This is a genomic window from Streptomyces sp. SM1, assembly GCF_002910825.1.
Lineage (GTDB): Bacteria > Actinomycetota > Actinomycetes > Streptomycetales > Streptomycetaceae > Streptomyces > Streptomyces okerensis.
In genome coordinates, this window is the sequence record NZ_NEUB01000652.1 from 1 (window position 1) to 26,381 (window position 26,381).

26 protein-coding genes and 2 pseudogenes are annotated in these 26,381 nt (G+C 70.9%); 19 read left to right on the top strand and 9 right to left on the bottom strand.

Annotation, left to right across the window (positions count from 1 at the left end; genetic code table 11):
* The coding region (locus B9S61_RS17090; RefSeq protein ID WP_146064872.1) for an RICIN domain-containing protein at window positions 1-453 on the top strand (453 nt) is incomplete at its 5' end.
* A 15-nt stretch (window positions 454-468) separates the two neighbouring features.
* Here the strand turns inward: B9S61_RS17090 and B9S61_RS17095 are convergent.
* Window positions 469-801, bottom strand: coding sequence for a PLD nuclease N-terminal domain-containing protein (locus B9S61_RS17095; protein ID WP_103543041.1), 333 nt, complete (start codon window positions 799-801; stop codon window positions 469-471).
* A 77-nt stretch (window positions 802-878) separates the two neighbouring features.
* Here B9S61_RS17095 and B9S61_RS17100 point away from each other — a divergent pair, with 77 nt between their 5' ends.
* The 3 genes from B9S61_RS17100 to mqnP are packed head-to-tail and all read left to right on the top strand — an operon-like array spanning window position 879 to window position 3,723.
* Window positions 879-2,336 carry a menaquinone biosynthesis decarboxylase gene (locus B9S61_RS17100; protein WP_103543042.1) on the top strand — a complete coding sequence of 486 codons (1,458 nt, stop codon included), beginning with the start codon at window positions 879-881 and terminating at the stop codon, window positions 2,334-2,336.
* Entirely contained in the window at window positions 2,333-2,806 is a 474-nt protein-coding gene (locus B9S61_RS17105; RefSeq protein WP_103543043.1) for a hypothetical protein, read from the top strand. Before B9S61_RS17100 ends, B9S61_RS17105 begins: the two co-directional genes overlap by 4 nt.
* A complete protein-coding gene (gene mqnP / locus B9S61_RS17110) occupies window positions 2,803-3,723 on the top strand; it encodes a menaquinone biosynthesis prenyltransferase MqnP (protein WP_181007401.1) in 921 nt (306 codons plus the stop codon). The genes B9S61_RS17105 and mqnP overlap by 4 nt, the downstream gene beginning before the upstream one ends.
* Before the next feature lie 22 nt (window positions 3,724-3,745).
* On the opposite strand, the gene B9S61_RS17115 is transcribed toward mqnP, so the two are convergent.
* Window positions 3,746-4,348: a rhomboid family intramembrane serine protease gene (locus B9S61_RS17115; RefSeq protein ID WP_103543073.1), complete on the bottom strand. Its 603-nt coding sequence runs from the start codon at window positions 4,346-4,348 to the stop codon at window positions 3,746-3,748.
* A gap of 92 nt (window positions 4,349-4,440) precedes the next feature.
* Here B9S61_RS17115 and B9S61_RS17120 point away from each other — a divergent pair, with 92 nt between their 5' ends.
* From B9S61_RS17120 to B9S61_RS17165, 11 genes and pseudogenes are all read left to right on the top strand, one after another.
* Complete coding sequence (locus B9S61_RS17120; protein WP_181007402.1) at window positions 4,441-5,124, top strand: UbiX family flavin prenyltransferase; 684 nt, start codon at window positions 4,441-4,443, stop codon at window positions 5,122-5,124.
* A 134-nt stretch (window positions 5,125-5,258) separates the two neighbouring features.
* Window positions 5,259-5,717, top strand: coding sequence for an Lrp/AsnC family transcriptional regulator (locus tag B9S61_RS17125; RefSeq protein ID WP_103543045.1), 459 nt, complete (start codon window positions 5,259-5,261; stop codon window positions 5,715-5,717).
* An 83-nt stretch (window positions 5,718-5,800) separates the two neighbouring features.
* Window positions 5,801-6,964 (top strand): aminofutalosine synthase MqnE, encoded by a 1,164-nt coding sequence (gene mqnE / locus B9S61_RS17130; protein ID WP_103543046.1) that lies wholly within the window; start codon window positions 5,801-5,803, stop codon window positions 6,962-6,964.
* A gap of 16 nt (window positions 6,965-6,980) precedes the next feature.
* Window positions 6,981-7,357 (top strand): annotated as a pseudogene (locus B9S61_RS17135) (uracil-DNA glycosylase family protein); the annotation flags it as partial.
* Between the two features lie 16 nt (window positions 7,358-7,373).
* Window positions 7,374-7,898, top strand: coding sequence for a GNAT family N-acetyltransferase (locus B9S61_RS17140; protein ID WP_103543047.1), 525 nt, complete (start codon window positions 7,374-7,376; stop codon window positions 7,896-7,898).
* 116 nt (window positions 7,899-8,014) lie between these two features.
* Window positions 8,015-8,338 carry a DUF4229 domain-containing protein gene (locus B9S61_RS17145; RefSeq protein ID WP_103543048.1) on the top strand — a complete coding sequence of 108 codons (324 nt, stop codon included), beginning with the start codon at window positions 8,015-8,017 and terminating at the stop codon, window positions 8,336-8,338.
* Window positions 8,339-8,505: 167 nt separating this feature from the next.
* A complete protein-coding gene (locus B9S61_RS43455; protein WP_360390543.1) occupies window positions 8,506-8,592 on the top strand; it encodes a putative leader peptide in 87 nt (28 codons plus the stop codon).
* A gap of 66 nt (window positions 8,593-8,658) precedes the next feature.
* Window positions 8,659-9,990: a dicarboxylate/amino acid:cation symporter gene (locus B9S61_RS17150; protein ID WP_103543049.1), complete on the top strand. Its 1,332-nt coding sequence runs from the start codon at window positions 8,659-8,661 to the stop codon at window positions 9,988-9,990.
* A gap of 204 nt (window positions 9,991-10,194) precedes the next feature.
* Window positions 10,195-11,919, top strand: coding sequence for an SPFH domain-containing protein (locus tag B9S61_RS17155; RefSeq protein WP_103543050.1), 1,725 nt, complete (start codon window positions 10,195-10,197; stop codon window positions 11,917-11,919).
* Window positions 11,916-13,241: an SPFH domain-containing protein gene (locus B9S61_RS17160; protein ID WP_103543051.1), complete on the top strand. Its 1,326-nt coding sequence runs from the start codon at window positions 11,916-11,918 to the stop codon at window positions 13,239-13,241. Before B9S61_RS17155 ends, B9S61_RS17160 begins: the two co-directional genes overlap by 4 nt.
* Before the next feature lie 24 nt (window positions 13,242-13,265).
* Window positions 13,266-13,961: a TetR/AcrR family transcriptional regulator gene (locus tag B9S61_RS17165; RefSeq protein WP_103543052.1), complete on the top strand. Its 696-nt coding sequence runs from the start codon at window positions 13,266-13,268 to the stop codon at window positions 13,959-13,961.
* Here B9S61_RS17165 and B9S61_RS17170 read toward each other — a convergent pair.
* Window positions 13,931-14,866, bottom strand: a complete 936-nt coding sequence (locus B9S61_RS17170) for a MaoC/PaaZ C-terminal domain-containing protein (RefSeq protein WP_103543053.1) — start codon at window positions 14,864-14,866, stop codon at window positions 13,931-13,933. The two genes, B9S61_RS17165 and B9S61_RS17170, sit on opposite strands and share 31 nt — an antisense overlap.
* Before the next feature lie 7 nt (window positions 14,867-14,873).
* Window positions 14,874-15,161: pseudogene (locus B9S61_RS17175) on the bottom strand (SDR family oxidoreductase); the annotation flags it as partial.
* On the opposite strand from B9S61_RS17175, the gene B9S61_RS17180 reads away from it, so the two are divergent.
* Window positions 15,111-16,652 (top strand): long-chain fatty acid--CoA ligase, encoded by a 1,542-nt coding sequence (locus B9S61_RS17180; protein WP_258039701.1) that lies wholly within the window; start codon window positions 15,111-15,113, stop codon window positions 16,650-16,652. The pseudogene B9S61_RS17175 and the gene B9S61_RS17180 sit on opposite strands and share 51 nt — an antisense overlap.
* A gap of 1 nt (window position 16,653) precedes the next feature.
* On the opposite strand, the gene B9S61_RS17185 is transcribed toward B9S61_RS17180, so the two are convergent.
* Both B9S61_RS17185 and B9S61_RS17190 read right to left on the bottom strand, forming a co-directional pair.
* The gene (locus tag B9S61_RS17185; protein ID WP_103543054.1) at window positions 16,654-17,307 is read right to left on the bottom strand and encodes a class I SAM-dependent methyltransferase; all 654 of its coding nucleotides are present in this window, start codon (window positions 17,305-17,307) and stop codon (window positions 16,654-16,656) included.
* A gap of 137 nt (window positions 17,308-17,444) precedes the next feature.
* Entirely contained in the window at window positions 17,445-17,648 is a 204-nt protein-coding gene (locus B9S61_RS17190; RefSeq protein WP_003992177.1) for a cold-shock protein, read from the bottom strand.
* A 399-nt stretch (window positions 17,649-18,047) separates the two neighbouring features.
* On the opposite strand from B9S61_RS17190, the gene B9S61_RS17195 reads away from it, so the two are divergent.
* Together B9S61_RS17195 and B9S61_RS42360 are read left to right on the top strand one after the other, a co-directional pair.
* Window positions 18,048-18,896 (top strand): menaquinone biosynthetic enzyme MqnA/MqnD family protein, encoded by an 849-nt coding sequence (locus B9S61_RS17195; RefSeq protein WP_103543055.1) that lies wholly within the window; start codon window positions 18,048-18,050, stop codon window positions 18,894-18,896.
* 205 nt (window positions 18,897-19,101) lie between these two features.
* Window positions 19,102-20,283: a protein kinase gene (locus tag B9S61_RS42360; protein ID WP_258039695.1), complete on the top strand. Its 1,182-nt coding sequence runs from the start codon at window positions 19,102-19,104 to the stop codon at window positions 20,281-20,283.
* Between the two features lie 4 nt (window positions 20,284-20,287).
* On the opposite strand, the gene B9S61_RS42365 is transcribed toward B9S61_RS42360, so the two are convergent.
* The gene (locus tag B9S61_RS42365) at window positions 20,288-20,911 is read right to left on the bottom strand and encodes a hypothetical protein (RefSeq protein WP_258039696.1); all 624 of its coding nucleotides are present in this window, start codon (window positions 20,909-20,911) and stop codon (window positions 20,288-20,290) included.
* A gap of 10 nt (window positions 20,912-20,921) precedes the next feature.
* Between B9S61_RS42365 and B9S61_RS17205 the strand changes: the two genes are divergently transcribed.
* On the top strand, window positions 20,922-24,155 hold the full coding sequence (locus tag B9S61_RS17205) for an FtsK/SpoIIIE domain-containing protein (RefSeq protein WP_258039697.1): 3,234 nt from the start codon (window positions 20,922-20,924) through the stop codon (window positions 24,153-24,155).
* A gap of 475 nt (window positions 24,156-24,630) precedes the next feature.
* Here the strand turns inward: B9S61_RS17205 and B9S61_RS17210 are convergent, their stop codons facing one another.
* Together B9S61_RS17210 and B9S61_RS17215 are read right to left on the bottom strand one after the other, a co-directional pair.
* Window positions 24,631-26,097 (bottom strand): hypothetical protein, encoded by a 1,467-nt coding sequence (locus B9S61_RS17210; protein WP_103543056.1) that lies wholly within the window; start codon window positions 26,095-26,097, stop codon window positions 24,631-24,633.
* Window positions 26,090-26,362: a hypothetical protein gene (locus B9S61_RS17215; protein ID WP_146064873.1), complete on the bottom strand. Its 273-nt coding sequence runs from the start codon at window positions 26,360-26,362 to the stop codon at window positions 26,090-26,092. Before B9S61_RS17215 ends, B9S61_RS17210 begins: the two co-directional genes overlap by 8 nt.
* Window positions 26,363-26,381 lie beyond the last annotated feature (19 nt).

The following is a 26,381-nucleotide window of genomic DNA, read 5'->3' on the forward strand; positions in this document are numbered from 1 at the left end:
GACGCCGAGCAGCAGCAGGCGTTCGAGAACTACGTCAGGAACGGCGGCGGAGGAGCGGGCGGCGGGGGCACGGAGGCCGAGGCGCCGTCGGCGGGTGGCCACACCCTGCGCAACGGGGCGGGCGGACAGTGCCTCGTCTCCTCCGGCGGGCCCGGTTACGGCTACCTCGCCATGGGCAGCTGCACCGCCGGGGGAGCCGGCTGGAGCCTGCGGAGCGTCTCGTCCGGCGGCTACCGAATCGTCCATCGGACGTCGGGCAACTGTCTGTCCGCCTACGGTTCGATGCACAGCGCGACCTGTGGTGCGGACGACGCCCAGGAGTGGCGTCTCGGTCCGGGCGGCACCGTGGTCCTCACCAAGACCGGCAGGTGCCTGGACCACGCCCGGCCGAGCGGCATGATCATGACGCGGGAGTGCGACGGTTCGGCGGGCCAGAGCTGGGCCAGGAGCTGACGTGCGCGGGGCCGGTCAGCCGGCTCCGCCGCGGTCGCCGTCCCCCGGCTTGTCGTCCTTGTCCTTGTCGTCGTCCAGCGACCTGAGGAACTCGGGGTTGTCGTCCGGGGCCACCCACTGCCGACGGCCGCCGCCCCCGCCCCACACGGAGCCGCCCGTGCCCGCGGGCTGCCGCTTCTTGCCGGCGATGATCCAGGAGACCGAGCCGACCAGCGGAAACACCAGCACGAGGATCGCCCACAGCGGCTTGGGCATGTGACGGATGTCCTCGTCCTTGGTACTGATGCAGTCGATGAACGCATACACGCTCAGTGCCAGTGGCACGAGGAACATCAGCACCCGCAGCATGGGGCCTCTCCAGCGAAAGCAAGCGAAAGCGGTGGGCGGTACAGGCCCAGGGTAACCGCTCGGGGATACTTGACCGCATGGCTTACGACGATCTTCGCTCCCTGCTCAGGGCGCTGGAGCGCGAGGGCGACCTCAAGCGCATCAAGGCCGAGGTCGACCCGTTCCTGGAGGTCGGTGAGATCGTCGACCGGGTGAACAAGGCCGGCGGTCCCGCCCTGCTCTTCGAGAACGTGCGCGGCTCCAGCATGCCCCTCGCCATGAACGTGTACGGCACCGACCGCCGCCTGCTGAAGGCGCTCGGGCTGAAGTCGTACGCGGACATCAGCGAGAAGATCGGCGGGCTGCTCAGGCCCGAACTGCCGCAGGGCTTCATCGGCGTGCGCGAGGCCTTCGGCAAGCTCGGCTCGATGACGCACGTGCCGCCGAAGAAGGTGAAGTCCCAGGACGCGCCCGTGCACGAGGTCGTCCTGCACGGGGAGGACGTGGACCTCGACGAACTCCCGGCGCTCTTCACCTGGCCCAAGGACGGCGGCTCCTTCTTCAACCTGGGGCTCACCCACACCAAGGACCCGGAGACGGGCATCCGCAACCTCGGCCTCTACCGGCTCCAGCGGCACGACAAGCGCACCATCGGCATGCACTGGCAGATCCACAAGGACAGCCGGAACCACTACCAGGTCGCCGCGCGGCGCGGTGAGCGGCTGCCGGTCGCCATCGCCTTCGGCTGCCCGCCGGCCGTGACGTACGCGTCCACCGCGCCGCTGCCCGGGGACATCGACGAGTACCTGTTCGCCGGGTTCGTGCAGGGCAGGCGGATCGAGATGGTCGACTGCAAGACCGTTCCGCTCCAGGTTCCGGCGCAGGCCGAGGTCGTCATCGAGGGCTGGCTGGAGCCCGGAGAGATGCTTTCCGAGGGTCCCTACGGCGACCACACCGGCTTCTACACCCCGCAGGAACCGTTCCCCGCCCTGAAGATCGACTGCGTGACCATGCGGAAGCGGCCGCTGCTCCAGTCGATCGTCGTCGGCCGGCCGCCGACCGAGGACGGACCGCTGGGACGGGCGACGGAGCGCTTCTTCCTGCCGCTGCTGAAGATCATCGTGCCGGACATCGTGGACTACCACCTCCCCGAGTCCGGCGGCTTCCACAACTGCGCGATCGTCTCGATCGACAAGAAGTACCCCAAACACGCGCAGAAGGTGATGCACGCCATCTGGGGCGCCCACATGATGTCGTTGACCAAACTGATCGTGGTCGTCGACTCCGACTGCGACGTCCACGATCTGCACGAGGTCTCCTGGCGGGCCCTCGGCAACACCGACTACGCCCGTGACCTCACCGTCGTCGAGGGCCCCGTCGACCATCTCGACCACTCCTCCTACCAGCAGTTCTGGGGCGGCAAGGCGGGTATCGACGCGACGAAGAAGTGGCCCGAGGAGGGGTACACGCGCGACGGGGGCTGGCCCGACATGGTGGAGTCCGACCCCGACACGGCGGCGAAGGTCGACCGCCGCTGGAAGGAGTACGGACTGTGAGTCCCGACGGCGAGGGCGGACCGGCGCTCTTCATCGGCACCGAGACCGACTACGTGGCCCTCGTACGCCCCGAGCTGGACCCGGGCGACGAGGGGGTCCGCCGGGCCGCCGAGGAGGCGGGTGTCACCCCCGAGGAGCTCGCCGGTTCCGGTGACACCTGGGCGGTGCTCTTCGAGCGGGGCGGCGAGGGCGACGGCTTCGAGCTCCCCGGCGTGCGCGACGCGGAACCCGCCGAGTTCGCGCGGAGGCTGCGGGACGAGCTCACCGCGGCCGGGGGAGGACCGTTCACCGTCGACGGCGGCGCCGTGCTGCGGCTGGACGCCCGCCCGTCCGGAGCCGGCGCCTACCTGTTCACCGCGCACCTCACCCCGCCCGACGACGCCGAAAAGCCGCTGACCGTGGAGACGGGCCCGCTGCCCGCAGCCGCGCTGCTGGCCGACCTCGACACCTTCCTCGGGAGCCTCGCATGATGACCACCGCCGACGGGGTCGTGGGTTCGGACCCGGCCCCGCAGCCGGGGCGCACCAAGGCGTTCCTGCGCCTCGTCATGATCGAGCACTCGGTGTTCGCGCTGCCCTTCGCCTACATCGCCGCGCTCACCGCGATGTACGAGTGGGACGCGAGCATCCACTGGGGCACGCTGCTGCTGGTCACCGTCGCCATGGTCGGGCTGCGCACCTTCGCGATGGCCGCCAACCGGATCATCGACCGCGAGATCGACGCCCGCAACCCGCGCACCGCGCACCGCGAACTGGTCACCGGCGCGATGTCGGTCCGGCACGCCTGGACCGGCGCGCTGATCGCCCTCGCCGTCTTCCTCGGCGCGGCCGCCCTGCTCAACCCCCTCTGCCTCGCCCTCGCACCCGTCGCCGTGGTCCCGATGGTGGTGTATCCGTACGGCAAGCGGTTCACCGACTTCCCGCAGGCCATCCTCGGACTCGCGCAGGCCATGGGGCCGGTCGGCGGCTGGCTGGCCGTCACCGGGTCGTGGTCCTGGGACGCGGTCGTCCTCGGTCTGGCGGTCGGCATCTGGATCGGCGGCTTCGACCTGATCTACGCCTGTCAGGACGTCGACACCGACCGCGAGACCGGCGTGAGGTCGGTCCCGGCCCGCTTCGGCGTCCCGGCCGCCGTCCGGGCCGCCCGCGTCTGCCACGCCGTGACCACCGGCCTGTTCGTCTGGTTCGCCCTCCTCACCGACGCCGGTGTCTTCTTCTGGCTGGGCCTGCTGATCGTCGCCGGGGCCTTCGTCTACGAGCACAGCATCGTCCGCCCGACCGACCTGAGCCGCCTGAACCGGGCCTTCTTCAGCGTCAACGGCTTCATCGGCATCGCGCTGTTCGTCTGCGCCCTGCTGGACCTGCTGGTACGCGGGCTGACGGTGTAGCGCGCGGGACGCGCCGCACCGTCTAGGCAGTCGGCCGCCGCGCGTCGGGTGTGCGGCGGAAGACGAACGCCGCCGCCACGCCCGCGGCCAGGCCTATCAGGTGACCCTGCCAGCTGACGCCGGACTGGGTCGGGGCGAGGCCCGCGACGATCGAGCCTCCCCAGACCGCGGCCACCGATACGCCGGCCAGGACTCCCAGCGGGCGGCGCTCGACGAAACCGCTGACCAGCAGGAAGCCGAAGAGGCCGAAGATCAGGCCGGAGGCGCCCGCGGTGTTGGTGTGCGCCGGGGATATGAGCCACACCCCCAGACCGTCGGCCACGACGATCAGCGCGCAGACGCCGAGGAATCTGCGTATCCCGCCGAGCGCCGCCAGGAAGCCCAGCACCAGCAGCGGCACGCTGTTGGCGGCCACGTGGGCGAAGCCGAAGTGAAGGAACGCGGCCGGGACGATGTCGACCAGCTCGGACGGGACACGCGGCACGATGCCGTGGTCGTCCAGCGCGTGGCCGGCGGCCACGTCGACCACTTCGAGCAGCCACAGCAGCGCCACCCAGCCCGCCATCAGCCTGACCGCGGACCCGACCCGGTCACCCCGCGACCACTCCGTACGCGAACCCGACATCATCCACCCCCCGCCATCGGCCCGTTCTCTTTGAGGAACGCCCGGCACCCTTGCCCGGTTCCCTCCCTGTGACTCCCGATAGGCTCGGTGTCGTGAACCCAGTCAAGCCAGGAGAGACGCGCCGTACGCCTTGGATCGTAGGGGTCTCCGGTGCCTCCGGCACCCCGTATGCCGCCTCGGTTCTGCGCGCCCTGCTCACCGCCGGGGAGAGCGTCGATCTCGTCGTCAGCCGGGCCTCGCGGCTCACCCTGCTGGACGAGACCGGTATCGCCTTCCGTGACGCCCACTGGCGGGACGACCTGCGGGAATGGCTGTCCCGCGGGGCGGACGGCAAGCCGGACGCCTGCACCGTCGACCTCGACCGCGTACGGCACTGGACCGCGGGTGACCTGGCGGCCGGGCCGTCCTCGGGGTCGTATCCGAGCAAGGGCATGCTGATCGTGCCCGCCTCCACCGCCTGTGTGGCCGGGGTGGCGCTCGGACTCTCCAAGGACCTGTTGCAGCGGGCGGCGAGCGTGACCCTGAAGGAGGGACGCACGCTGGTGGTGGCCGTCAGGGAGACCCCGCTGAACGGCCAGACCCTGCGGCACCTGGTGACGCTGGACGACGCGGGCGCGGCCGTGGTGCCCGCCTCACCGGCCTTCTACGCGGGCGCGACGCACATCCAGGACCTGGTGGACTTCGTCGCCGGACGCGTTCTCGACGCGGCGGGCGTGGAGCACCGGCTCTACCGCCGCTGGAAGGGCGGACTCGGCGGCGGGTCCCGCACCGACTGAGTCCGTCAGCACGGCACATCACCACGGCACGGCAGCACCACCTTCAGCGCCACCCACGGCACCACCCTTTCAAGAACTCCCGGCACCACCCTTTTCAAGAACTTCGTACCTCTTCAGTGGAAGGCTCGATTCGAATGGACGCGGTGGACAGGCAGCTCATCCAGGCCCTGAGAGAGAACGGCCGGGCCTCGTACGCGGAGCTGGGGCGCCTCGTCGGCCTGTCGGGACCCAGCGTCACCGACCGCATCAACCGGCTGGAGGCGGCCGGTGTCATCACCGGCTACCGCGCCACCGTGGACGCCGCCTCGCTCGGGCTCGGCGTCACCGCCCTGATCGGCATCTCGCTCTCCGACGCCGCCGACCACGAGGACGTGGCGCAGCGGCTGAAGGACCTCGGCGAGATCGAGGACTGCTGGTTCATCGCCGGCGACGACTCCTTCATGCTCAAGGTGCGGGCGAGCGACGTGGACGGTCTGGAGAAGACCATCCGCCGGCTGTCCGGCACCAAGGGGGTCTCCCGCACCCGTACGACGATCGTGCTCTCCACGAAGTGGGAGAACCGCGTCGGTGAGCTGCCCGAGGAGGTGCAGTAGCCGGCTTGTACGGTTGACGGGGTCTGCCCGAAGCGGCCGGAGCGGCCGAAGAGGTCAAGAGCGTCGAGGAAAAGAGGGACGGCATGGACGTCGGGCTCAAGCGCGAACTGGAGCAGAAGGTCGGGGCGGGCGAGCGCCTGACCCGTGAGGACGGCATCGCGCTGTACGAGTCGGACGACCTGGCCTGGCTGGGCGGGCTGGCGCACGAGGTGCGGACGCGCAAGAACGGCGACGTCGTGCACTTCAACGTCAACCGTCACCTCAACATGACCAACGTGTGCACGGCCTCCTGCGCCTACTGCTCCTTCCAGCGCAAGCCGGGGGAGAAGGACGCGTACACGATGCGCATCGAGGAGGCGGTGAAGCTCGCCAAGGAGATGGAGTCGGAGAACCTGACCGAGCTGCACATCGTCAACGGGCTGCACCCCAACCTGCCGTGGCGCTACTACCCGCGCTCGCTGCGGGAGTTGAAGGCCGCCCTGCCGCACGTCTCGCTCAAGGCGTTCACCGCCACCGAGATCCACCACTTCGAGACCGTCTCCGGCATGTCCGCCTCCGAGATCCTCGACGAGCTGATCGACGCGGGCCTGGAGTCCCTCACCGGCGGCGGCGCGGAGATCTTCGACTGGGAGGTGCGGCAGCACATCGTCGACCACCGCACCCACTGGGAGGACTGGTCGCGCATCCACCGGCTGGCGCACGAGAAGGGGCTCAAGACCCCGAGCACCATGCTGTACGGCCACATCGAGGAGCCCCGCCACCGCGTGGACCACGTGCTGCGGCTGCGTGAACTGCAGGACGAGACCGGCGGCTTCCAGGTCTTCATCCCGCTGCGCTACCAGCACGACTTCGTGGACATGAAGGACGGCAAGGTCCGCAACCGGCTCCAGGCGCGGACGCAGATGGCGACCGGGGCGGAGGCGCTGAAGACGTTCGCGGTGTCGCGGCTGCTGTTCGACAACGTGCCGCACGTGAAGGTCTTCTGGGTGATGCACGGAGTGCAGACGGCGCAGCTCGCGCTCCAGCACGGTGCGGACGACATGGACGGCTCGGTCGTCGAGTACAAGATCACGCACGACGCGGACAACTACGGCACGCCGAACAAGCTGACGCGCGAGGATCTCCTCGACCTGATCCGGGACGCCGGGTTCCGGCCGGTGGAGCGGAACACGCGGTACGAGATCATCCGGGAGTACGACGGCGCGGACCCGGCGCGCCGGGAGTCCCCGCAGCCGATGCGGGTGTGACGTTCCCGGTCGTTCGCCCTCCCGCGGCGGCCTCCCCGCCGTGCGGGGCCGCCGCGGACTGCCGGAGCTGCCCCCTGCACCGTGACGCCACGCAGACCGTCATCGGCGCCGGGAACACCCACGCCCGCGTCATGCCCGTCGGGGAGCAGCCCGGTGATCAGGAGGACCGGCAGGGCAGGCCCTTCGTCGGCCCCGCGGGCACACTGCTCGACCGGGCGCTCGGGGAAGCCGGCCCGGAGTGCGGGGCACGGTGCTGGAGGAGGAGATCCACGGACGCCCCGAGCGGCTGGTGCCCACGGTCCACCCCTCGGCGGTGCTGCGGACGAGGACCGGGAGGCGGCGTACCAGTGGCTGCCGTCCGACCTGAAAGTGGCTGCGCGAGCACTGGGGTAATGCCTAGTATCGACCTATGCCCCTTACTTTCACCTTCGATCCCGTCGTCACCCCGGAACTGCGCGACGGCATCCTCGACCTGTGGGCCGACGTCACCGACGCGGGCGGAGCGGTCGGTTTCGTACCGCCGGTGACGCGGGAGGAGATCCGGCCCGGACTGGTGCGGCAGTTCGTGGCGATGGCGGAGGAACGCTCCCGGCTGCTCGTCGGCCACGACGAGGAGGGGCGGGTGGCGGCGACGGCGTTCCTCACCCTCAACACGCACCACCTGATGACCCACTGGATCTGGCTCTACACGGTGATGGTCCACCCCCGCCACCAGGGCCGGGGCTACGGCCGCGACCTGCTCGCCGCCGCCGGACGGGCCGCCCGCACCCTCGACGGCGTCGAGGCGATACGGCTCACCTGCCGCGGCGGCCTCGGCCTGGAGCACTTCTACGCCTCCTGCGGCTACAAGGAGGTCGGCCGGGTCCCGGGCGCCATCCGCGTGGGCCCCGACGACGACCGGGACGACATCATCATGCTGCTCCCGCTGACCTGAGGCCCGTACCGGGGGCCCGGGGTCGGCACCCCGCCGAAAGATCCCCCACCGGCCGTGCTTCACTGGACGTTGTCCCTTTGGGGCGTTCTGACCGTACGCAGGGAAGAGTGGATGAGATGCTCCGCTACACACTGATGCGACTCGGGATCTTCGCGGGCTGCCTCGTGGGCGTCTGGGGCCTCGTCTACTCCGGCCTCGCCCCGCGCGGCCTCGGCGACTCCAACGGCCTGTGGATCATCCTGCTCGCGATGCTGATCTCGGCCCCCATCAGCTTCGTCGTGCTCCGCAAGGAGCGGGACCGGGCCTCCGAGCAGATCGTGCGGCGGGTGGACCGCGCCAAGGCCAACCTGGAGGCCAACCGCAACCAGGAGGACGCGGCCGACGACACCGCCCGCGCCCAGAGCCAGGCGCAGGGCCAGACGCAGGGCCAGGCCTCGTAACGTCCGTCACAGCCGCGCACCGCGCTTCGGCGCCCCGGGTTCCCGAATCCCCTGGAAACCCGGGGCGCTTTGCGTTGTGCGGACGCGTTCGGGGCTCCGCCTGTCAAAGCAAGGCTTTGAGGATCTCAAAGTTCAGGTGCTACGGTCGTCGGGTGAAGTCAGCAGCCGTGTTCCGCACGCCCCGGAGTGTTCCGCTCGTGGCGCGTCTGCACGTGGACCTCTGCCGGGTCACCTCCGCGAACTGTCGTCCCTGACGTTCCGCCGCCCCCGAGTCCACGTCACCTTTCCCCACGCGTCCTCACGCGTCCCCTCACCGGAGCATGTCCGTGTCCACGAACACGCAGTTCAAGCTGCCCGTACGCGCGCCCTTCTGGGCCCAGATACTCGCCGGCCTCGTCCTCGGCGTCCTGCTCGGCTGGCTGGCCCGCAGCCAGGACCTCTCCTGGCTGGTCACCACCCTGGAGAAGGTCGGCGGCACCTTCATCGGCCTGCTGAAGCTCGCCGTCGCCCCGCTCGTCTTCTTCGCGATCCTCGTCTCCATCACGAACCTGCGCAAGGTCAACAACGCGGCCCGGCTCGCCTCGCGGACCCTCCTCTGGTTCATGATCACGTCGCTCATCGCGGTGGCGATCGGCCTGGTCATCGGCCTGGTCACCAACCCGGGCGCCGGTACCGGCCTCACCCCGGCGGACGGCGCCGCGCCCGAGAAGTCCGGCTCCTGGACCGACTTCCTCACCGGCATCGTGCCGACCGACGTGATCACGCCGTTCACCGAGCTGAACGTCCTCCAGATCGTCTTCATGGCCGCCGTCGCCGGTATCGCCGCCCTCCAGCTCGGCGAGAAGGCCCAGCCGATCCTCACCCTGAGCGAGTCCGTCCTCGAACTCCTCCAGAAGGCCCTGTGGTGGGTCATCCGCCTCGCCCCGCTCGGCACCGTCGGCCTCATCGGCAACGCGATCGCCACCTACGGCTGGGACCTCATCGGCAAGTACGCCACCTTCACCGCCGACATCTACATCGGCTGCCTGATCGTCCTCTTCGGCGTCTACCCGGCGCTGCTGGCGACCGCCGCCAAGGTGAACCCCGTCCAGTTCTTCAAGGGCGCCTGGCCCGCGATCCAGCTGGCCTTCGTCTCCCGCTCGTCCGTCGGCACCATGCCGCTGACCCAGAAGGTCACCGAGCGCCTGGGCGTACCGAAGGAGTACGCGAGCTTCGCCGTCCCGTTCGGCGCGACGACGAAGATGGACGGCTGCGCCGCGATCTACCCGGCCATCGCCGCGATCTTCGTCGCCCAGATCTTCGACATCCCGCTGGGTCTCGGCGACTACCTGCTGATCGCGTTCGTCTCGGTCGTCGGCTCCGCCGCCACGGCCGGCCTCACCGGCGCGACCGTCATGCTGACCCTCACCCTCTCCACCCTGGGCCTGCCCATGGAGGGCGTGGGCCTGCTCCTCGCCATCGACCCCATCCTCGACATGATCCGCACCGCGACGAACGTCGCCGGGCAGGCGCTCGTCCCGGTCGTCGTCTCCGCCCGTGAGGGACTGCTCGACCGCACGGCGTACGACTCCGTCCACGCCTCACCGGTCGGCGGGAGCCCCGCCGACGGGACTCCCGCCGACGATCCCCGGCGGGTCCCCGCGGCGGCCTGACCGTTCCCGGGAATCCGGGCGAGGGGCGCTTTCCGGCAATCACCGAGAGGTGACCGTTGCTGGGGGCGCCCCTTATCCCTGTTCCGCCGATGGTGTGCAATCACCTGGACCACGTGAATCGTGCGCATCACGCGCACCCTGAGCATCACGTGAACCACGAAAGTGATCCGGCAGGGATCAGCACCACACGCGAAGGGGGATCCCATGGCACGTACGCGGGCGCAGAGCCTACGCAGCGTCGCCGAGGCGGTCGCGTCCGGCACCGATCCGCGCGCGGCGGCCCAGGACGAACTGCGCCGCCGCGTCGGCGGCGGCACGTCGTCGCAGGGCGGCGGAGACGGTCGGGGCGGACGTCAGGAGACCGAGGGCGACGGGATGGACCCCGCCGACTTCCCGGCGGCCCGGGAACAGGACGGGAGCTCCGTCGACACCGTCATGCGGCAGAAGACGGTGCCGCTGGACGAGGCCGGTGAGGCGCTCGGCCGCAGTGAGCAGCTGCGCGACGGCGGCGAGGTGATGCACGCCATCTGCCCGATGGTGATGCCCCGGGGCCGCTCCCTGCTGTCCATGCTGCCGGTGCTGTCGCTGCTGGTGATCGGCGTCGTGGGCACGTCGGTGGTGTCGGCGACCGGGGGCGGCGTCCTCACCGACCCCCTGTTCGGAGTGCACTACTGGGTGATCGCGCTGCTCTCCGTCGCGTTCGTGTGGTGGCGGCAGGGCCTGGTCATGGTGCCGGACGGCTGCCAGGCGCTGATCACCCGGTTCGGCAAGCTGGAAAAGGTCGTCGGCCCCGGCCGGATCACCCTGCTCAGCCCCTGGAAGCGGGTGTCCTACATCGTCAACACGGTCCGCGAGTACCCGTTCAACGCCCCGGTGCGCGAGGCCCCGACCAAGGGCGGGGTGAAGGCGTCCATCGACCTGTTCATCCAGTTCCGGATCAGCGACCCGGTCGAGTTCGTCTACACCCTCGGCGCCGTGCGCGGGTTCGAGGAGAAGCTGGGCAACGCCGTCAGCGAGACCATCCGCAGCCTGATCTACGAGCAGGAGGCGTCCGGGATCTACGACATGGTGGGTGAGGACAGCGGCCGCCTGCTGGAGCAGCTCAACCACCAGTTCCGTCCCGCGGTGGAGCTGACCAACGCCAACATCACCCACGCCGAGCCCTCGGACCGGCGCTACCGGATGGACCTGGCCGCACCCGAGATGGTGCGGATGGCCAAGGAGGCGTACACCCACGAGTACGCGCTCCAGCTGCGCATGGAGCAGGACGAGGGCGACCTGAGCAAGGAACTCGCCTCGAGCCAGGAGACGCTCTCCGCGATCCAGGCCGACATCGCCCAGTACCAGGCGCAGATGGACACCGCCGTGGAGCGCGAGACCAACCGTGCCGAGGCGCTGGCCCGCCAGCGTTACGTCCAGGCCGAGTCGGAGGCCAAGGCCAACGCGGCACTGCTGGAGGCGCAGGCCCTCGACATCCGCGCGGTGACCGCCGCGCAGGCGCCGGAGATCCTCGAGTACCGCTATCAGCAGCAGGTGCTCGACACCCTGGAGCAGGTCGCCGACCACCTGCCCCGTCTGGTGCGCATCGGCGGCGCGGACAGCGCCGGCGCGGCCGGCATCGACTTCCTGGAACTGGCCCGCGAGATGGTCGGTGAGCGCGGGGCCGAGCTGTTCACCGACGAGGACATGGCCGCCGTACGCGGCAGGCTGACGGAGGTGTCGGAGCGGATCGCCGCCCGCGAGGAGGAGATCGGCGCGCTGCTGGCGGCCGAGCGGCCGACGGTGCCGCAGATGCCCGGGGACGCCGGGAGCGCCGGGGCGGGCGATGCGCCCGACGGCGAGACGGCCGGGGCCCCCGGGACCGGTGAGACCCCCGGGACCGCCATCACCGGTGATGTGCACGAGCCCGCCGAGGAGGACCAGCCGTGAGTTCCGCCCGTATCCACCGCCGCTCGGTCATCTCCGAGGCCGTCGCTCCCTGGTCCGACATCGCCCGTCTGCTGCGCGGCGGCGAGGCCGACACCCTCATTCCGGTGATCATCCCCCGCCACCGTCGCCGGCTGTGGTGGATGCTGCCGCTCTGGCTCGGCGTCTACGCCCTGCTGGCGGGCGTGATGCTGACGCTGCGGGAGGCCGACTCCGACGGGGCGGCCGACCTCGCGTACGGCGCCCTCGCCACCCTCTCCTACGTCGGCGGCGTGGTGCTGCTGGTGATCGGCGCGCTGTGGTGGTGGCGTTCCTCGATCGTCGAGATCGAGCAGGGCACCCACGGCGTGCTGACCCGCTACGGCGCCGTCACCCGCACGCTCGACGCCGGCCGGCACTACCTCTGGCACCCCTGGTCGCGGGTCGACTTCGTCGTCGACACGGCCACCGAGATCCCGTACTCGGCGCCCGTCATGGCCTGCCCCACGCAGGAGAACGTGCCGCTGCGCTCGATCGAGTTCTTCCTGAAGTTCCGCATCACCGACGCGGTGCTGTTCGTGCGCACCATCGGCGCCGGCAACTTCGACCTGGTGCTCTCCAGCGCCGTGCAGGACGCGATCCGGCAGCGGGCCCGGCAGATGCGCACCGAGCGCGCCTACGACCTGCGCGGCTCGGACGTGGCCGACATGCAGGAACTGCTCAACCGGCAGCTGTCCGGCTACGGCGTGCGCATCACCGGCTGCAACATCCCCGACGTGCAGCTGCCGACGCAGTACCAGCACCACCTGGCCACCCGGGAGCGGATCGCCAAGGAGCGCACGGCCTACGAGCAGGAGTGGGGCCTGACCCGCAAGCGGCGCATCGACAGCCTGGGCATGGACATCGAGCGGGCCAAGAAGGTGCGCGACGCCCGCATCGTCGAGGTCAGGGCGGCGCTGAACCGGGCCCGTGAGGAGGTCGCCCAGCTGCTGGAGCGGCAGGAGACCGAGGCCCAGCGGGTGCGGTTCGAGATCGAGACGCGCGGCCGCAGCGGGCTCATCGCCGCCGAGAACGAGGCCCGCGCCCAGCGCGCCCTGGCCATGGCCTACCGGGACAACCGCGCGGTGCTCCAGTACGAACTGGCCCGCCGGCGCCTCGAGGTGGGCGCCGGACTCGCGGGGAAGGCCCCGCAGCCGGTGGTGGTGCGTACCGACGGCGGTACCGACACCTCGGCGCTGTCCACGCTGTTCACCGCGCAGCTGCTGCCGCGGCTGACGGCGGGCGACCGGCCGGCCCTCGGCGGGCTGACGGTGCCGGGGAACGACGGTGGACGGGATCCGCAGTAGGAGACGGACCGTACGCTGTGTCCCATGGGTGCCGTGAAGACGAAGCGGATGCCGCGTGCGGTCCGTGAACAGCAGATGCTGGACGCAGCCGTGCGTACCTTCGGGCAACGGGGGTACATGGCCGCGTCGATGGACGAGATCGCCGAACTGGCTGGCGTGTCCAAGCCGTTGGTGTATCTGTACCTGAACTCCAAGGAGGACCTCTTCACCGCCTGCATCCGGCGGGAGGCGAGGGCCCTCACCGAGGCGGTCCGCGCCGGCGCCCGTCCGGAGCTGGCGGCGGACCGCCAGCTCTGGTCGGGTCTCACCGCGTTCTTCACGCACACCGCCCGGCACCCCGACGGCTGGGCGGTGCTGCACCTCCAGGCCCGGACGCACGGCGAGGTGTTCGCCGCCGAGGTGGCCGCGATGCGCACGGAGATCGTGGCGTTCGTGACCCAGCTCATCCTCGTCGCCGCCCGCGAGGCACATCGCGACCCCGACTTCCCCGAGCGTGAGGTCTCCGGGCTCGCGGAGGCCCTGGTGGGGGCCGCCGAGTCGCTCGCCGACTGGGCGAACGCCACGTCCGGGGTCACGGCCCGGCAGTCGGCGGCCACCCTGATGAACTTCGCCTGGGCGGGGCTGGGCGACCTGATGGCCGGCGCACGCTGGACACCGCCCGACGACGCGGAGTCCGACGACGGTGCGGCTCAGGCCGGCCGGACCTCCCCGGTGAGGTGAACCCGGTCGCCGGCGCCGCGCAACTCGAAGCGTCCGCCCCGCGCCGCGTACGTCACCGTGCCGGGCAGGAGCACCGGTGCCCGGAAGTCCGCCCGGATCGCCGTCGCGTCGGGGGTGCCGTGCGCGGCGAGGCAGCGGGCCACGGTCCACATGCCGTGCGCGATGGCGCGGGGGAAGCCGAAGAGCCGGGCGGTGAGCGGGTACAGGTGGATCGGGTTGCGGTCGCCGGACGCCGCCCCGTAACGCCGGCCGAGGTCGCCGGCGAGGCGCCACTCATGGCGGGCGGGGAGGGGAACGGGGTTCTCTCCCGCGGGTGTTGCAGCCGTCGAGTCCGTCGAGTCCGTCGAGTGCGTCGAGTGCGTCGAGTCCGTCGCCTTCGCCGGGTCCCTCGCGTCGTCCGGTGGCGCGGTGGTGGTCCGGTGCCGGGCCAGGTAGGTGCTCCGTGACTCCCATACGACGTCCCCGCCGGAGCGCAGCTCCGTGACCACGGCGGTCTCCGTGCCGCGCCGGTGCGGGGCCAGGCCGTCGACGTACACGGTCAGCTCGTGGACGCCGGCGGGTGGCGTCGCACGGTGCCGGGTGATCGCGATCGAGGTGTGGACGAGGCCCAGCAGCGGCAGCGGGAAGTCCCGCCCGCTCATCAGCCGCATGGTGAGCGGAAAGCCCAGCACATGCGGATAGGTCACCGGCAGCGCGTCCTCGCCGGTCGGGAAGCCGCACACCCGCTCGTACGCGGTGAGCCGCGCGGGGTCGACGCGCAGGGCGGGCAGTACCAGGCGGGTGCGGGGCCAGCCGGCGTCGGGGCGGGGCCGTTTGAGGGGTGACAGCAGGGCGCCGCGCGCGAGGAACGGGGCGAGGGCGGGGGCTCCGGCGAGTTCGATCACGGGTGCGGGGGTGGAGGTCATGGCGTCCTCACGCGCCCAGCAGGCTCTGGCCGCAGACCCGTACGACCTGTCCGTTCACCGCGCCGGAGGCCGGGTGGGCGAGCCAGGCGGTGGTCTCGGCGACGTCGGCGGGCAGTCCGCCCTGGGCGAGGGAGTTCATACGGCGTCCCGCCTCACGGATGAGCAGCGGGACGGCGGCGGTCATCTTCGTCTCGATGAAGCCGGGCGCCACCGCGTTCACCGTCACCCCGTGCCCGGCGAGCGCGTGCGGGGCGAGGGAGCGGACCAGACCGGTGATCCCGGCCTTGCTCGCACCCTCCACGACTCCGGCGCCGTCGCCCTGATCACGGAGACCGCCGGCCAGGCCGCCGCCCTGGGCCCCGAACTCCCGCACCTGCCCGACCTGCGGCGGCTGTGGGTCGTGGAGAAGGGCCACGTCGACGCCCTCGCGGAAGCGGGCACGCACCTCCCGGACGCCGAGGTGGAGGTACGCCGGGGCATGCTCGGCCCCGACACCCTCGCCACCCTCGTCTACACCTCGGGCACCACCGGCCGGCCCAAGGGCTGCGCCCTCACCCACGGCAACTTCTTCGCCGAGGTGGACAACGCCATCGAGCTGCTCTACCCCATCTTCCGGGCCCGGACCGGCGAAGAGGCCTCCGTGCTGCTCTTCCTGCCCATGTCCCACGTCTTCGGCCGCATGGTCGCCGTCGCCTGCGTACGGGCCCGGGTGCGCCTCGGCCACGCGCCGAGCCTGGCCGCCGAGGACCTGCTGCCGGACCTGGCGAGCTTCCGGCCCACCTGCCTGCTGACCATCCCGTACATGCTGGAGAAGGTCTTCAACTCCGCCCGCGCGAAGGCGGAATCGGGTGGACGGGCCGCGACCTTCGACCGCGCGGCGTCGGTGGCCCGCCGTTACGGCGAGGCCGTCGAGGGCCGGCAGACCGGCGCGGGCCCCGGCCCGTCCCGCTCCCTGAAGGCGGCCCGCGCCCTCTGCGACCCGCTGGTCTACCGCAAGGTCCGGGGCGCCATGGGCGGCAGGGTCCGCTACGCCATCTGCGGCGGCTCCCCGCTGGGCCGCCGCCTCAGCGCCTTCTACGCCGGTGCCGGCATCGAGATCTTCGAGGGCTACGGACTGACGGAGACCACCGGCGCCTCGACGGTGACACCCCCGATGAAGCCCCGCCTGGGCACGGTGGGGTGGCCGCTGCCCGGCACCCGCATCCGTATCGCGGCGGACGGCGAGATCCTGGTCGGCGGGGAGCACGTACTGCGCGGCTACTGGGACCCCCAGGCGGGCGGCGTCGTCTCCGCCGCTCCGGACGGCTGGCTGCCCACGGGCGACATCGGTGAACTGGACGGCGAGGGCTACCTGACCATCACGGGCCGCAAGAAGGAGCTGATCATCACCTCCGGCGGCAAGAGCATCGCCCCGGCCCCGCTGGAGAACTGGCTCCGCTCGCACCCGCTGATCTCCCAGGTCATGGTGGTGGGAGACAACCGCCCGTACGTCTCCGCCCTGATCACCCTCGACCCCGACGGCGTCACCCACTGGCGCCGCATGAACGGCAAGCACCCGGTCCCGCCGGAACTCCTCGCCGACGATCAGGAGTTGCTGGCGATCCTCCAGCGCGCCCTCGACGAGGCCAACAAGATGCTGTCCCGCCCGGAGTCGATCCGCCGCTTCACCGTCCTCCCCGTGGACTTCACCGAGGAGGCGGGGCACCTGACTCCGTCGATGAAACTGCGGCGCGAGGAGATCATGCGGGACTTCGCCCGGGAGGTGGAAGCGCTGTACGGGGGGTAGCTCAGCCCGGTGTACGGGCGATGAGGAAGGCCTGCGGGGTCGACGCCCCCTGCGCCGTGTCGGCCATGCGTACCGTGCGCTGGACGAGGGTGTATCCGGCCCCCTCCAGGATCCCGGCCACCCGTTCCGGCCGCATGCGCCGGAAGTCGAGGGTGACCGGATGACCCCAGGGGTGCTCGTGCCGACGAGGCTCGTCGCCGGACTGGAAGGCGAGCATGAGGTGTCCCCCGGGCCTCAGGACCCGGCGGAACTCCTTGTAGATCCCGGCCAGTTCGTCCAGTGGGGTGTGGATGGTGGAGTACCAGGAGACCACCCCGTCCAGCGAACCGTCGGGCAGCTCCAGACGCTGCATCGCGCCCTGTTCGAAGCGCAGCCCCGGGTTCTCGCGGCGGGCGATCGCGAGCATGGACGCCGACAGGTCGAGGCCGAGGACGGACAGCCCGAGGGAGGCGAGGTACGCGGTCACCCGGCCGGGACCGCACCCCACGTCGGCCACCTTGCCGCCCTCGCCGACCAGCCCGGCGAAGCCGGCCATCGCCGCCCGGTCCAGGGGCATGGCGGGAAGGGCGTTCCGGAACGTGGCCGCGTAGTCCTCGGCGACGGCGTCATAGAAGGTCCGGGTCGTGGCCACGTGATCGGCATCGGTGGAGGTCATGGGCGAGGACCCTACCGGCGTCCACCGACAGCGCCCGAACACGGGCGAAGCGGGGGGCGGGGCAGCAAAGGCAGGAGCCCCGTCGCCTGACGGCGCGGGGCTCCTTGGGTACTGCTGGTCGTTCCCGGATCGGAGGATCAGACCGGGGTGACGTTCTCCGCCTGCGGGCCCTTCGGGCCCTGCGTGACGTCGAAGGACACCTGCTGGTTCTCCTCGAGAGAGCGGAAGCCGCTCGCGTTGATCGCGGAGTAGTGGACGAAGACGTCGGGGCCGCCGCCTTCCTGGGCGATGAAACCAAAGCCCTTTTCGGCGTTGAACCACTTCACGGTTCCGGTAGCCATAAGCCCTCCTTGGGCCCAAAGGGTTGCCCTGCTCCAGAACCAGCAAGTGTGAAGACCAATTCCGCACAACTGCATCCGTCTGAGAACGACGAGAGCCCGCGGTCACATGCTCCGCAGGCTCTGTACTGCAAGGGAAACCAAACTGCAACTTGCGAAGAAGCCTAGCACGCAGGTGTCGGGATGCAATAGAGGTCAAGATCACGTCACCCGAATGTTTGCACGTCCCGTGCGCCACACCCGTTCCGGCCGTCCGTGGCCGTCCGTGGCCGTCCGTGGCCGTCCGTGGCCGTCTGTGGCCGTCTGTGGCCGTCCGTGGCCGTCCGTGGCCGTCCGAGTCCGCTCAGAGGTGCGCGAGGGGGTGGAGGGCCGTTCGCTCCCGCCGAGGGCTAGCCTCACGATGTGGACAATCCTCGCACCCGGCCGCGCGTCGGACACATCCAGTTCCTGAACTGCCTGCCCCTCTACTGGGGGCTCGCGAGAACCGGCACGCTCCTCGACTTCGAGCTGACGAAGGACACCCCCGAGAAGCTCAGCGAGCAGCTGGTGCGGGGCGACCTCGACATCGGGCCCATCACGCTCGTCGAGTACCTCAAGCACGCGGACCGGCTCGTCGCCTTCCCCGACATCGCCGTGGGCTGCGACGGCCCGGTGATGTCCTGCGTGATCGTCTCCCAGGTGCCGCTGGACCGGCTGGACGGTGCCCGGGTCGCCCTCGGGTCGACCTCCCGCACCTCCGTACGCCTCGCCCAGCTCCTCCTCGCCGAGCGGTACGGCGTACAGCCCGACTACTACACCTGCCCGCCCGACCTGAGCCTGATGATGCAGGAGGCCGAGGCGGCCGTCCTCATCGGGGACGCGGCCCTGCGCGCCAACATGGTCGACGGCCCCCGCTACGGCCTGGACGTGCACGACCTGGGCGCGCTGTGGAAGGAGTGGACGGGCCTGCCGTTCGTCTTCGCGGTCTGGGCGGCGCGGCGCGAGTACGCCGAGCGCGAGCCGGTCATCACCCGCAAGGTGCACGAGGCCTTCCTCGCCTCCCGCAACGTCTCCCTGGAGGAGGTCGACAAGGTCGCCGAGCAGGCCGCCCGCTGGGAGGCCTTCGACGAACGGACCCTGGCCCAGTACTTCACCACCCTCGATTTCAGCTTCGGCGCCCCGCAGCTGGCGGCGGTCGCGGAGTTCGCCCGCAGGGTCGGGCCGACGACCGGATTCCCGGCGGACGTCACCGTGGACCTCCTCCGGCCGTGAGACAGCGGCCGCGTCGGCTGCGGCCCGGGGTCCATCGGCCGTGAGACAGCGGCCGCGTCGGCCGTGGTTCGAAGTCCATCGGTCGTGAGACCGGAGCCGCGTGGGCTGCGGCCCGGGGCTCCATCGGCCGTGAGACCCGGCGGGCCGCGCACTACGCTGCTGGAAGGTCCCGGCAGACGGGCGTGACGGGGGAGGGGTGGACGCCATGCGGCCGCTCGATGTGGACGAACCCACGGTCGTGGGGCCCTACCGGCTGCTCGGCCGGCTCGGCTCGGGCGGCATGGGCCGGGTCTGCCTGGGCCGCAGTGCCGGGGGCCGCACCGTCGCGGTGAAGATCGTGCACCCGCACTTCGCGCTGGACGAGGAGTTCCGCGCCCGGTTCCGCCGCGAGGTCGACGCCGCGCGCCGGGTGGGCGGTGCCTGGACGGCGTCCGTCCTGGACGCCGACCCCGAGGCCCGGGTGCCGTGGGTCGCCACCGCCTACGCGGCCGGCCCCTCCCTCGCGGCCGCGGTCACCGACTCCGGTCCGCTGCCCGCCCACACCGTACGGACCCTGGGCGCGGGTCTGGCCGAGGCACTGACGGCGGTGCACGAACTGGGCCTGGTGCACCGGGATGTGAAGCCGTCCAACGTCCTCCTCCGGCAACCGGCCGCTGGTCACCCACGGGCCGGAGATCTACGCACTGCCGGCCGTCTGAAGTCCGGGCATCGCCGAGGGCCTTCGGCAACCGAGCAACGAACACGGCCGCACGGGCCGACGGGGAGGACGAACCGCCATGCAGACACTGGTCACGGTCGTAGGGGAGGGCGGTCAGCCGCAGGACGTCGTCGTCACCACGGACGACGACGCCACCGCGGGCGATGTCGCACAGGCGCTGGCACAGGACGCCGGGCGGGCCGGTCACGTCACGGGCGGGCCCGGCAACGTGGTTGTCCTGCCCGGCACGGCGCAGGCCCTCCCGTACGGCCCCGGCACGACAGCCGTCCCAGCGGCACCGACCCTGTGGGCCGACGGAGAGCCGTGCGATCCGTCCACACCTGCGGCAACCGTCCTGCGGGACGGCATGCGCCTGTCCGTCGACGACTCGATCGGGCCACTGCTGCGGCAGGGCGAACCGGCCGGAACGTACGAACTGCGCGTGGCCGGCGGCCCCGACTCCGGGCGGGTGGTCCGACTGGGCATCGGTACGGCCACCGCCGGTACGGCGCCCACCTGTTCGCTGCCGCTGTCGGACACCTCGCTTCCTCCCGTCGCCCTCAGGCTCACCGTCGACATGAAGGGCGGAGCGACACTCACACCCGAGAACGGCGCCGGGATCCTGCTCGACGACGAGCCGATCACGTCCGCCGAGCCGTGGCCACTCGGCGCCGTCGTCCGCGTCGGTGACTCGCTACTCGTCCTCGACCGGGCGGCCGAGCCGGACGCGCATCTCTCCGCGATGAGCGAGGGCGGCCTCGCCTACAACCGCCCGCCCCGGCTGCCGCCGCTGCGGCCCCGGCGGCGGCTCGTGGTGCCCGTACCGCCCACCAAGGGGGACCGGGCGCGCTTCCAGTTCATCCTGGCGTTCATGCCCATGCTCTTCGGCATCGGCATGTGGCTCCTCACCAAGCAGGTCTACATGCTGCTCTTCTGCCTGATGAGCCCCCTGATGATGGCCGCCCAGTGGCTCAGCGAGAACCGGGAGGGCAAGAAGAAGCACAAGACTTCCGTCAAGCAGTACAAGAAGGACATCGCCGCTCACAAGGTGGAACTCGCCGCACTCGGCAAGGAAGAACAGCGTGCCCGCCGCGGCGACAGTCCCGACCCGGCCGAGATCCTGCTGTTCGCCACCGGACCGCGCCGCCGACTGTGGGAGCGCCGACTCACCGATCCGGACGCCCTCCAGCTGCGAGTCGGCTCCGGCAACCTCCCCTCCGACGTCGAACTCGTCCTGGGCCGCGGCGGCTCGCTGTACGAGGAGGAGCGCCCGGAGCCGCCCGTCCTGCCGGACGTGCCCGTCACCCGCCCCCTTCACCGAGCTCGGCGTGGTCGGAGTCGCCGGCGACCGGGCCCGTGCGCTGGCCACCGCCCGCTGGTTCGGCGTACAGGCGGCGGTGCTGCACAGCCCTCGGGACCTGGCCCTCGTGATGCTCGCGTCCACCCCGGCCGCCGGCGCCGACTGGCAGTGGGCGCCCTGGCTGCCCCACACCGGCCCCGACCAGGGACAGGACTGCGTCGCGCTGGTCGGCTTCGACTCCGAGACGATCACCCGCCGCGTCAACGAGCTGCTGAACGAGCTGGCCCGGCGCAAGGCCTCCCACGAGCAGAACAGCATGACGGGCCGACTGTACCCGGACCCCACCGTCCTGATGATCCTCGACGGGGCCCGGCTGCTGCGCCGCGTACCCGGCGTGCCCCAACTCCTCGCCGAGGGACCCCAGTACGGCATCCTCGCCCTGTGCGTCGACGAGGACGAGCGGCTCCTGCCGGAGGAGTGCAAGGCCGTCGTCGCCTGGTCACCCGACGCCGCCCACCACGTCCGGGTCCGCGGCCACGGTCTGGAGGCCGTGGGTGACGTGCTGGCCGACCAGGTCACGCCCGAGTGGTGCGAGCTGCTGGCCCGCTCCCTCGCCCCCGTGCGGGACGTCAGCCGGGACGACGCGGGCAGCGCCCTGCCCAGCTCGGCCCGGCTGCTGACCCTGCTGGGTATGCCGGACCCGACCGGCACCGACGTGGAGCGGATCTGGCAGGCGGGCGGCTCCACCACGGCGGCGCCCGTCGGCATCGCCGCGGACGGCCCCTTCGTCCTCGACATCCGGCGGGACGGACCCCACGCGCTGGTCGCCGGAACCACCGGCGCCGGCAAGTCGGAACTCCTGCAGACGATCATCACGTCGCTGGCCGTCGCCAACCGGCCCGACGCTCTCAACTACGTCCTGATCGACTACAAGGGCGGCAGCGCCTTCATGGACTGCGCCCGGCTGCCGCACACGGTCGGCATGGTCAGCGACCTCGACGCCCACCTCACCGAGCGGGCCCTGGCCTCCCTCGCCGCCGAGCTGCACCGCCGGGAGAGGATCCTCTTCGACGCCGCCACCAAGGACATCGAGGACTACAACGACACCCGTAAGCTCCGTCCCGAACTCGAACCGATGCCTCGACTGGTCCTGGTCATCGACGAGTTCGCGTCCCTCGTCGCCGAGCTCCCCGACTTCATCGCGGGACTGGTCGACATCGCCCGTCGTGGCCGCTCCCTCGGCGTCCATCTGGTCCTGGCCACCCAGCGTCCCGCCGGCGTCGTGAGCGCGGACATCCGCGCCAACACCAACCTGCGGATCGCGCTGCGGGTGACGGACGCCTCGGAGTCCATCGACGTCATCGAGGCACCGGACTCGGGCGCCATCGCCAAGTCCACACCGGGCCGTATGTATGTCCGCTCCGGAGCGCAGTCCCTCGTCGGCGTGCAGTCGGCCCGTATCGGAGGCCGCCGGCCCGCCACGGGCGGAACGGGCCCGAAGGCGACGCTGCTGCCGCTGCCCCGGAGCGCCTACGGCCGCCCGCTGCCCAGGAGGACCGCGGCCGAGGACGACGGCACCATGGTCACCGACCTCGCCGTCCTCGTCGACGCGGTACGCGACGGCGCCCGCCGCATGGGCTTCGGCGAGCAGCGCAGCCCCTGGCTGCCGCCCCTGTCGGAACAGGTCACACTCGACGAACTCAGCGCGTACGGTGCCGAGTCGGGCGATGCCGCGGCACCGGACGTGGCGCCTGTCCCGTACGGCCTGATCGACATCCCGGCCCGGCAGTCCCGTACACCGCTGTCCCTGGACCTGGTGCACGGCGAGCACACCATGCTGCTGGGCGGCGCCCGCTCCGGCCGCTCCACCGCCCTGCGGACCCTGGCCGGCTCCCTCGCCCGCAACACCTCCCCGCACGAGGTGCACCTGTACGGCATCGACTGCGGCTCCAACGCCCTGCTGCCGTTGATGCGGCTGCCGCACGTCGGCGCCGTGGTGACCCGTGACGAGCCGGACCGTGTCCGGCGCCTCATCGAGCGCCTGCTGGCGGAGATCGCCCGCCGGCAGCAACTCCTCGCCATGGAGGGCGCGTCCAGCGCAGCCGAACAGCGAGCGACGGCCGCCCCGGAGGACCGCCTCCCCTGGATGGTGCTCCTGCTGGACAGCTGGGAGGGCTTCGCCTCCGCCTTCGAGGCCTACAACTACGGTCAGCTGATCGAGGCGGCCCAGCGGATTTTCCGTGAGGGCTCCGCGGTGGGCCTCAAGGTCGTCATGACCGCCGACCGCACCGGCCTGAGCGGCCACGTCTCATCGGCCTTCGCCGATCGTCTGGTGCTTCGCTTCGCCGACCCGAACGACTACTCCACTGCCGGGCTCCAGCCCCGCGAGGTCCCGAAGAACATGCCTCCGGGACGTGCCCTGCGGATCACCGACACCGGCGTCGACGAGACCCAGATCGGTTTGCTCGCGGACGACCCCGCCGGTCAGGCGCAGGTCCGAGCCCTGCGCGAGATCGCCGAGGAAGCGGCGGCCCGGCACGGGCGGGTACCGGCCGGACGACGCCCCCTGCGGGTGGACGCCCTCCCGTCGCGCATCACGGCGGCCGACGCTCTGGCCCTCGAGCCGGACTTCGCGGCGCCGTCGCCGCTCTGGGCGCTGATCGGTGTGGGCGGCGACGAACTTCGGCCGGTCGGCATCGACCTTGAGGAGGCAGGCCCCGGCTTCGTCATCGCGGGCCCGCCGAAGTCCGGACGGTCCACCGTTCTGGTCGCCGCCGCGCAGACCCTGCTGCGGTCCGGTACCCCGGTGGTGCTGGTCGCCCCGCGCCGGTCGCCGCTGCGCGAGTTGGAGGGCCGGGACGGTGTCCTCGGCCTTCTGAACGCCGACAGCCGTGAGGACGACCTGGAGGAACTGGTGGACAACGCGTCCGGCGGCTCGTACGTCGTCATTGTCGACGACGCCGAACTCCTTTACGACACCCGCCTCGACGAGGCATTGGAAGCGGTCGTCCGCAAGGGAGCCGACGGCGGCATCGGCCTCATCGCGGCCGGCTCCACCGACAGCCTCTCGGGCCAGTACCGTGGCTTCGCCGTAGAGGCCCGCAAGTCCCGCAACGGCCTGCTCCTGACCCCACAGAGCCCTTCGGAGGGTGAACTCTTCGGCATCAGACTGCCGTCGAACAGCGGGGGTGGGACGTCGGGCAGCGGGCTGTTTGTGGCAGGGGGGTCGTTCATTCCCGTGCAGGGGGTGATGAACGGGTGAGGGGGGCTCGAAGCAGCCGACGGCGACGAAGGGTTCCGACGACGGCACTAGCGAAGAGGAGCGCGGCGATCGCTGAGATGCCGTAGGCGGGCAGATTGGCCGGAGGATCGGTGACCCATGCGTGCGGAAGGCTGCGGTGCGGATCTCCGGGGTCGTACGTGACGAGTAGTGCGTCACCTGGTTGCACATCGGGGAGCATCCCAGCGTAGCCCCACAGCTCTGTTTCCGTCCCTGAGTTGGCCCCTTGCAGAAACTGCACCTTCACATACTTAGGCTTGTTGTCGACCTCGGTGACTGTGGCGGGGACGCTCACGCCGCCGTTGCGAAGGTCCTGTACCAATGAGCGGGAGGGGAGCCAGAAGGCGAGGGCCAGCGCAAGGCACAGCAGGCTTCCGCCGAGAACGCCGAGGATTAGGCGGGGCTGCGGAATCGGTTGCAGGGCCGTGCCAGTTTTGCTATCCATGGTCGATCTGCCTCATGAGAACCACCCGCTTACCGTCTTTCCGACGTCTGATGCCGCATCCCCAACAGCGCTGCCAGCGGTCCTCGCGGCGTCTGTCACTGCGTTGATCGCCTCCTTTCCTTCCGAAGTTTTGAGGATGTACGAGATTCCGTAGCCGGTGCCGAAACCGACCACGATTCCGGCGCCGATTCCCCATCCGACGGGCCCGCCGACCAACGCGACCCCTGCTACGCCCAGCCATGAGCCTCCAGCACCGGCGACCATCCCACCGACATTGGCCGCGACTGCCACGTCCTTTTCTTCGTCATGCCCTATGTCCCAGCCGATCGCCCCCACGGTGAGGACCGTGCCGACGAGGGGCAGTTTGCCGCCCGTGTGGAGTGCTCGGCCGAAGAGAGTCGTGGAGCTGGGTGGTCTGAGGCCGGGAACCTTGCCGATCAGCCAGCTGCCGCTGTCCGCGATGGACGCCTCCAGAAGACGGGAGAACGGGCCCATACCGTACTTGGCGAGAATCCGCTCAGCCTCGCTCGCGGATTGCCTGGCAGCCCGCGCCGCCCGTCTGGTGTCCTTCTTGAACCTGCGCCGCTCTTCCGGCGACATGCTGTTGACGCGCCGCTGGTACAGCCGGCTCGCCTCGTCCGAGAAGTGCTGCGACCGCTCCCAGAAGTGACTGGCGTACTTCGCCTGCATGCCGATGACGGAAGCCAGCACCCCCGCTGTGTCGGACCAGGTGTCCGCAGGGTCACCAAGCTTCTTCACCGCGATCTCCGTGTGCTTCCAGGCGATGGTCCACAGGTCGGGGTCGTCACCCTGCATGAGCGCCCTGGTGAATGCCGCGGTGGGCTCGTCCTTGCCGAAGTCACCGTGGAACAGAGCGACTGCCTTGCTGAAACCGGGAGCAGGGGCGGCGGCATGGGCCGCCGTGGTGAAGGCGGAGCCGAACACCTTGACGTCGGCCTCCGCCGTCGGCGCCTTGGCGGCGGCGATGGTCACCGGCAGCACCTTCAGCAACTCCGGGTTGAGCTTCGCGTAGAACGCCGAAGCGAAGTCCGGGTCCCCCTTGTGCTTGGCCAGCACCTCCGCGATCCGGTGGAACTCCCTACCGGTCTGGCCCGGCTCCAGGTCCGCCGCCTTGCCGGTCTCCTCGGCGAGCTTCCTGCCGCTCTCCCTCGCCTCATCGACGGTCGGGAGAGGCTCCCGTAACCGGACCATGGGCTCGCCCTTGCGCCCCGGCCCTCCATGGTCCAGTTCCATTGCCGCGGCCAGCCCCTGTCTCCGGTGCAGTATGGGAAGTTCGTCGTCCACCCAGCCGGCGATCTTCCCGATCTCCGACAGGTGTGCCGCGTCCAGACCGAACTTGCGGAACCGGGAAAGGTACGCGGTTCTCGCGCCCTTCAGCGCCTTGCTACCGCTTTCCAGGCTCTTGATGGTCCTCATCAAGTTCTCCGGATTGATTCCGGAGAAGTTCGGGTCAACCATCGGACGCTTCCTTGTGTACGCCGATGCCTGGCCGGGGACCCACCAGTGCCGCTTCTGCGCTTGAACCCGTCAGTACTTCGGGGACCTCACCGGCGGGCAGCACGGTCCCGGTCGGCAGGGATGTTGACGTGAACGTGAGTGCGGCCAGTTGTTCCCGGCCACCGGCGTCGGTGACGGACAGAAGGGCCACCTCGATGATGCTGCCGTCATGCGAGGAATCGGCCATGGTGGGCAGGACGAGGTACTCGGGATCGCTCTCGGGCACTCCGCTGAAGGCCATTGGC

What these genes read in the sequence shown, in the direction of transcription:
- B9S61_RS17095 (WP_103543041.1), bottom strand. Translation starts at nt 801, where the DNA reads ATGCTGCGGGTGCTGATGTTCCTCGTGCCACTGGCACTGAGCGTGTAT.
- B9S61_RS17100 (WP_103543042.1), top strand. Translation starts at nt 879, where the DNA reads ATGGCTTACGACGATCTTCGCTCCCTGCTCAGGGCGCTGGAGCGCGAG.
- mqnP (WP_181007401.1), top strand. Translation starts at nt 2,803, where the DNA reads ATGATGACCACCGCCGACGGGGTCGTGGGTTCGGACCCGGCCCCGCAG.
- B9S61_RS17115 (WP_103543073.1), bottom strand. Translation starts at nt 4,348, where the DNA reads ATGTCGGGTTCGCGTACGGAGTGGTCGCGGGGTGACCGGGTCGGGTCC.
- B9S61_RS17125 (WP_103543045.1), top strand. Translation starts at nt 5,259, where the DNA reads ATGGACGCGGTGGACAGGCAGCTCATCCAGGCCCTGAGAGAGAACGGC.
- mqnE (WP_103543046.1), top strand. Translation starts at nt 5,801, where the DNA reads ATGGACGTCGGGCTCAAGCGCGAACTGGAGCAGAAGGTCGGGGCGGGC.
- B9S61_RS17140 (WP_103543047.1), top strand. Translation starts at nt 7,374, where the DNA reads ATGCCCCTTACTTTCACCTTCGATCCCGTCGTCACCCCGGAACTGCGC.
- B9S61_RS17145 (WP_103543048.1), top strand. Translation starts at nt 8,015, where the DNA reads ATGCTCCGCTACACACTGATGCGACTCGGGATCTTCGCGGGCTGCCTC.
- B9S61_RS17150 (WP_103543049.1), top strand. Translation starts at nt 8,659, where the DNA reads ATGTCCGTGTCCACGAACACGCAGTTCAAGCTGCCCGTACGCGCGCCC.
- B9S61_RS17155 (WP_103543050.1), top strand. Translation starts at nt 10,195, where the DNA reads ATGGCACGTACGCGGGCGCAGAGCCTACGCAGCGTCGCCGAGGCGGTC.
- B9S61_RS17165 (WP_103543052.1), top strand. Translation starts at nt 13,266, where the DNA reads ATGGGTGCCGTGAAGACGAAGCGGATGCCGCGTGCGGTCCGTGAACAG.
- B9S61_RS17170 (WP_103543053.1), bottom strand. Translation starts at nt 14,866, where the DNA reads ATGACCTCCACCCCCGCACCCGTGATCGAACTCGCCGGAGCCCCCGCC.
- B9S61_RS17185 (WP_103543054.1), bottom strand. Translation starts at nt 17,307, where the DNA reads ATGACCTCCACCGATGCCGATCACGTGGCCACGACCCGGACCTTCTAT.
- B9S61_RS17190 (WP_003992177.1), bottom strand. Translation starts at nt 17,648, where the DNA reads ATGGCTACCGGAACCGTGAAGTGGTTCAACGCCGAAAAGGGCTTTGGT.
- B9S61_RS42360 (WP_258039695.1), top strand. Translation starts at nt 19,102, where the DNA reads ATGCGGCCGCTCGATGTGGACGAACCCACGGTCGTGGGGCCCTACCGG.
- B9S61_RS17210 (WP_103543056.1), bottom strand. Translation starts at nt 26,097, where the DNA reads ATGGTTGACCCGAACTTCTCCGGAATCAATCCGGAGAACTTGATGAGG.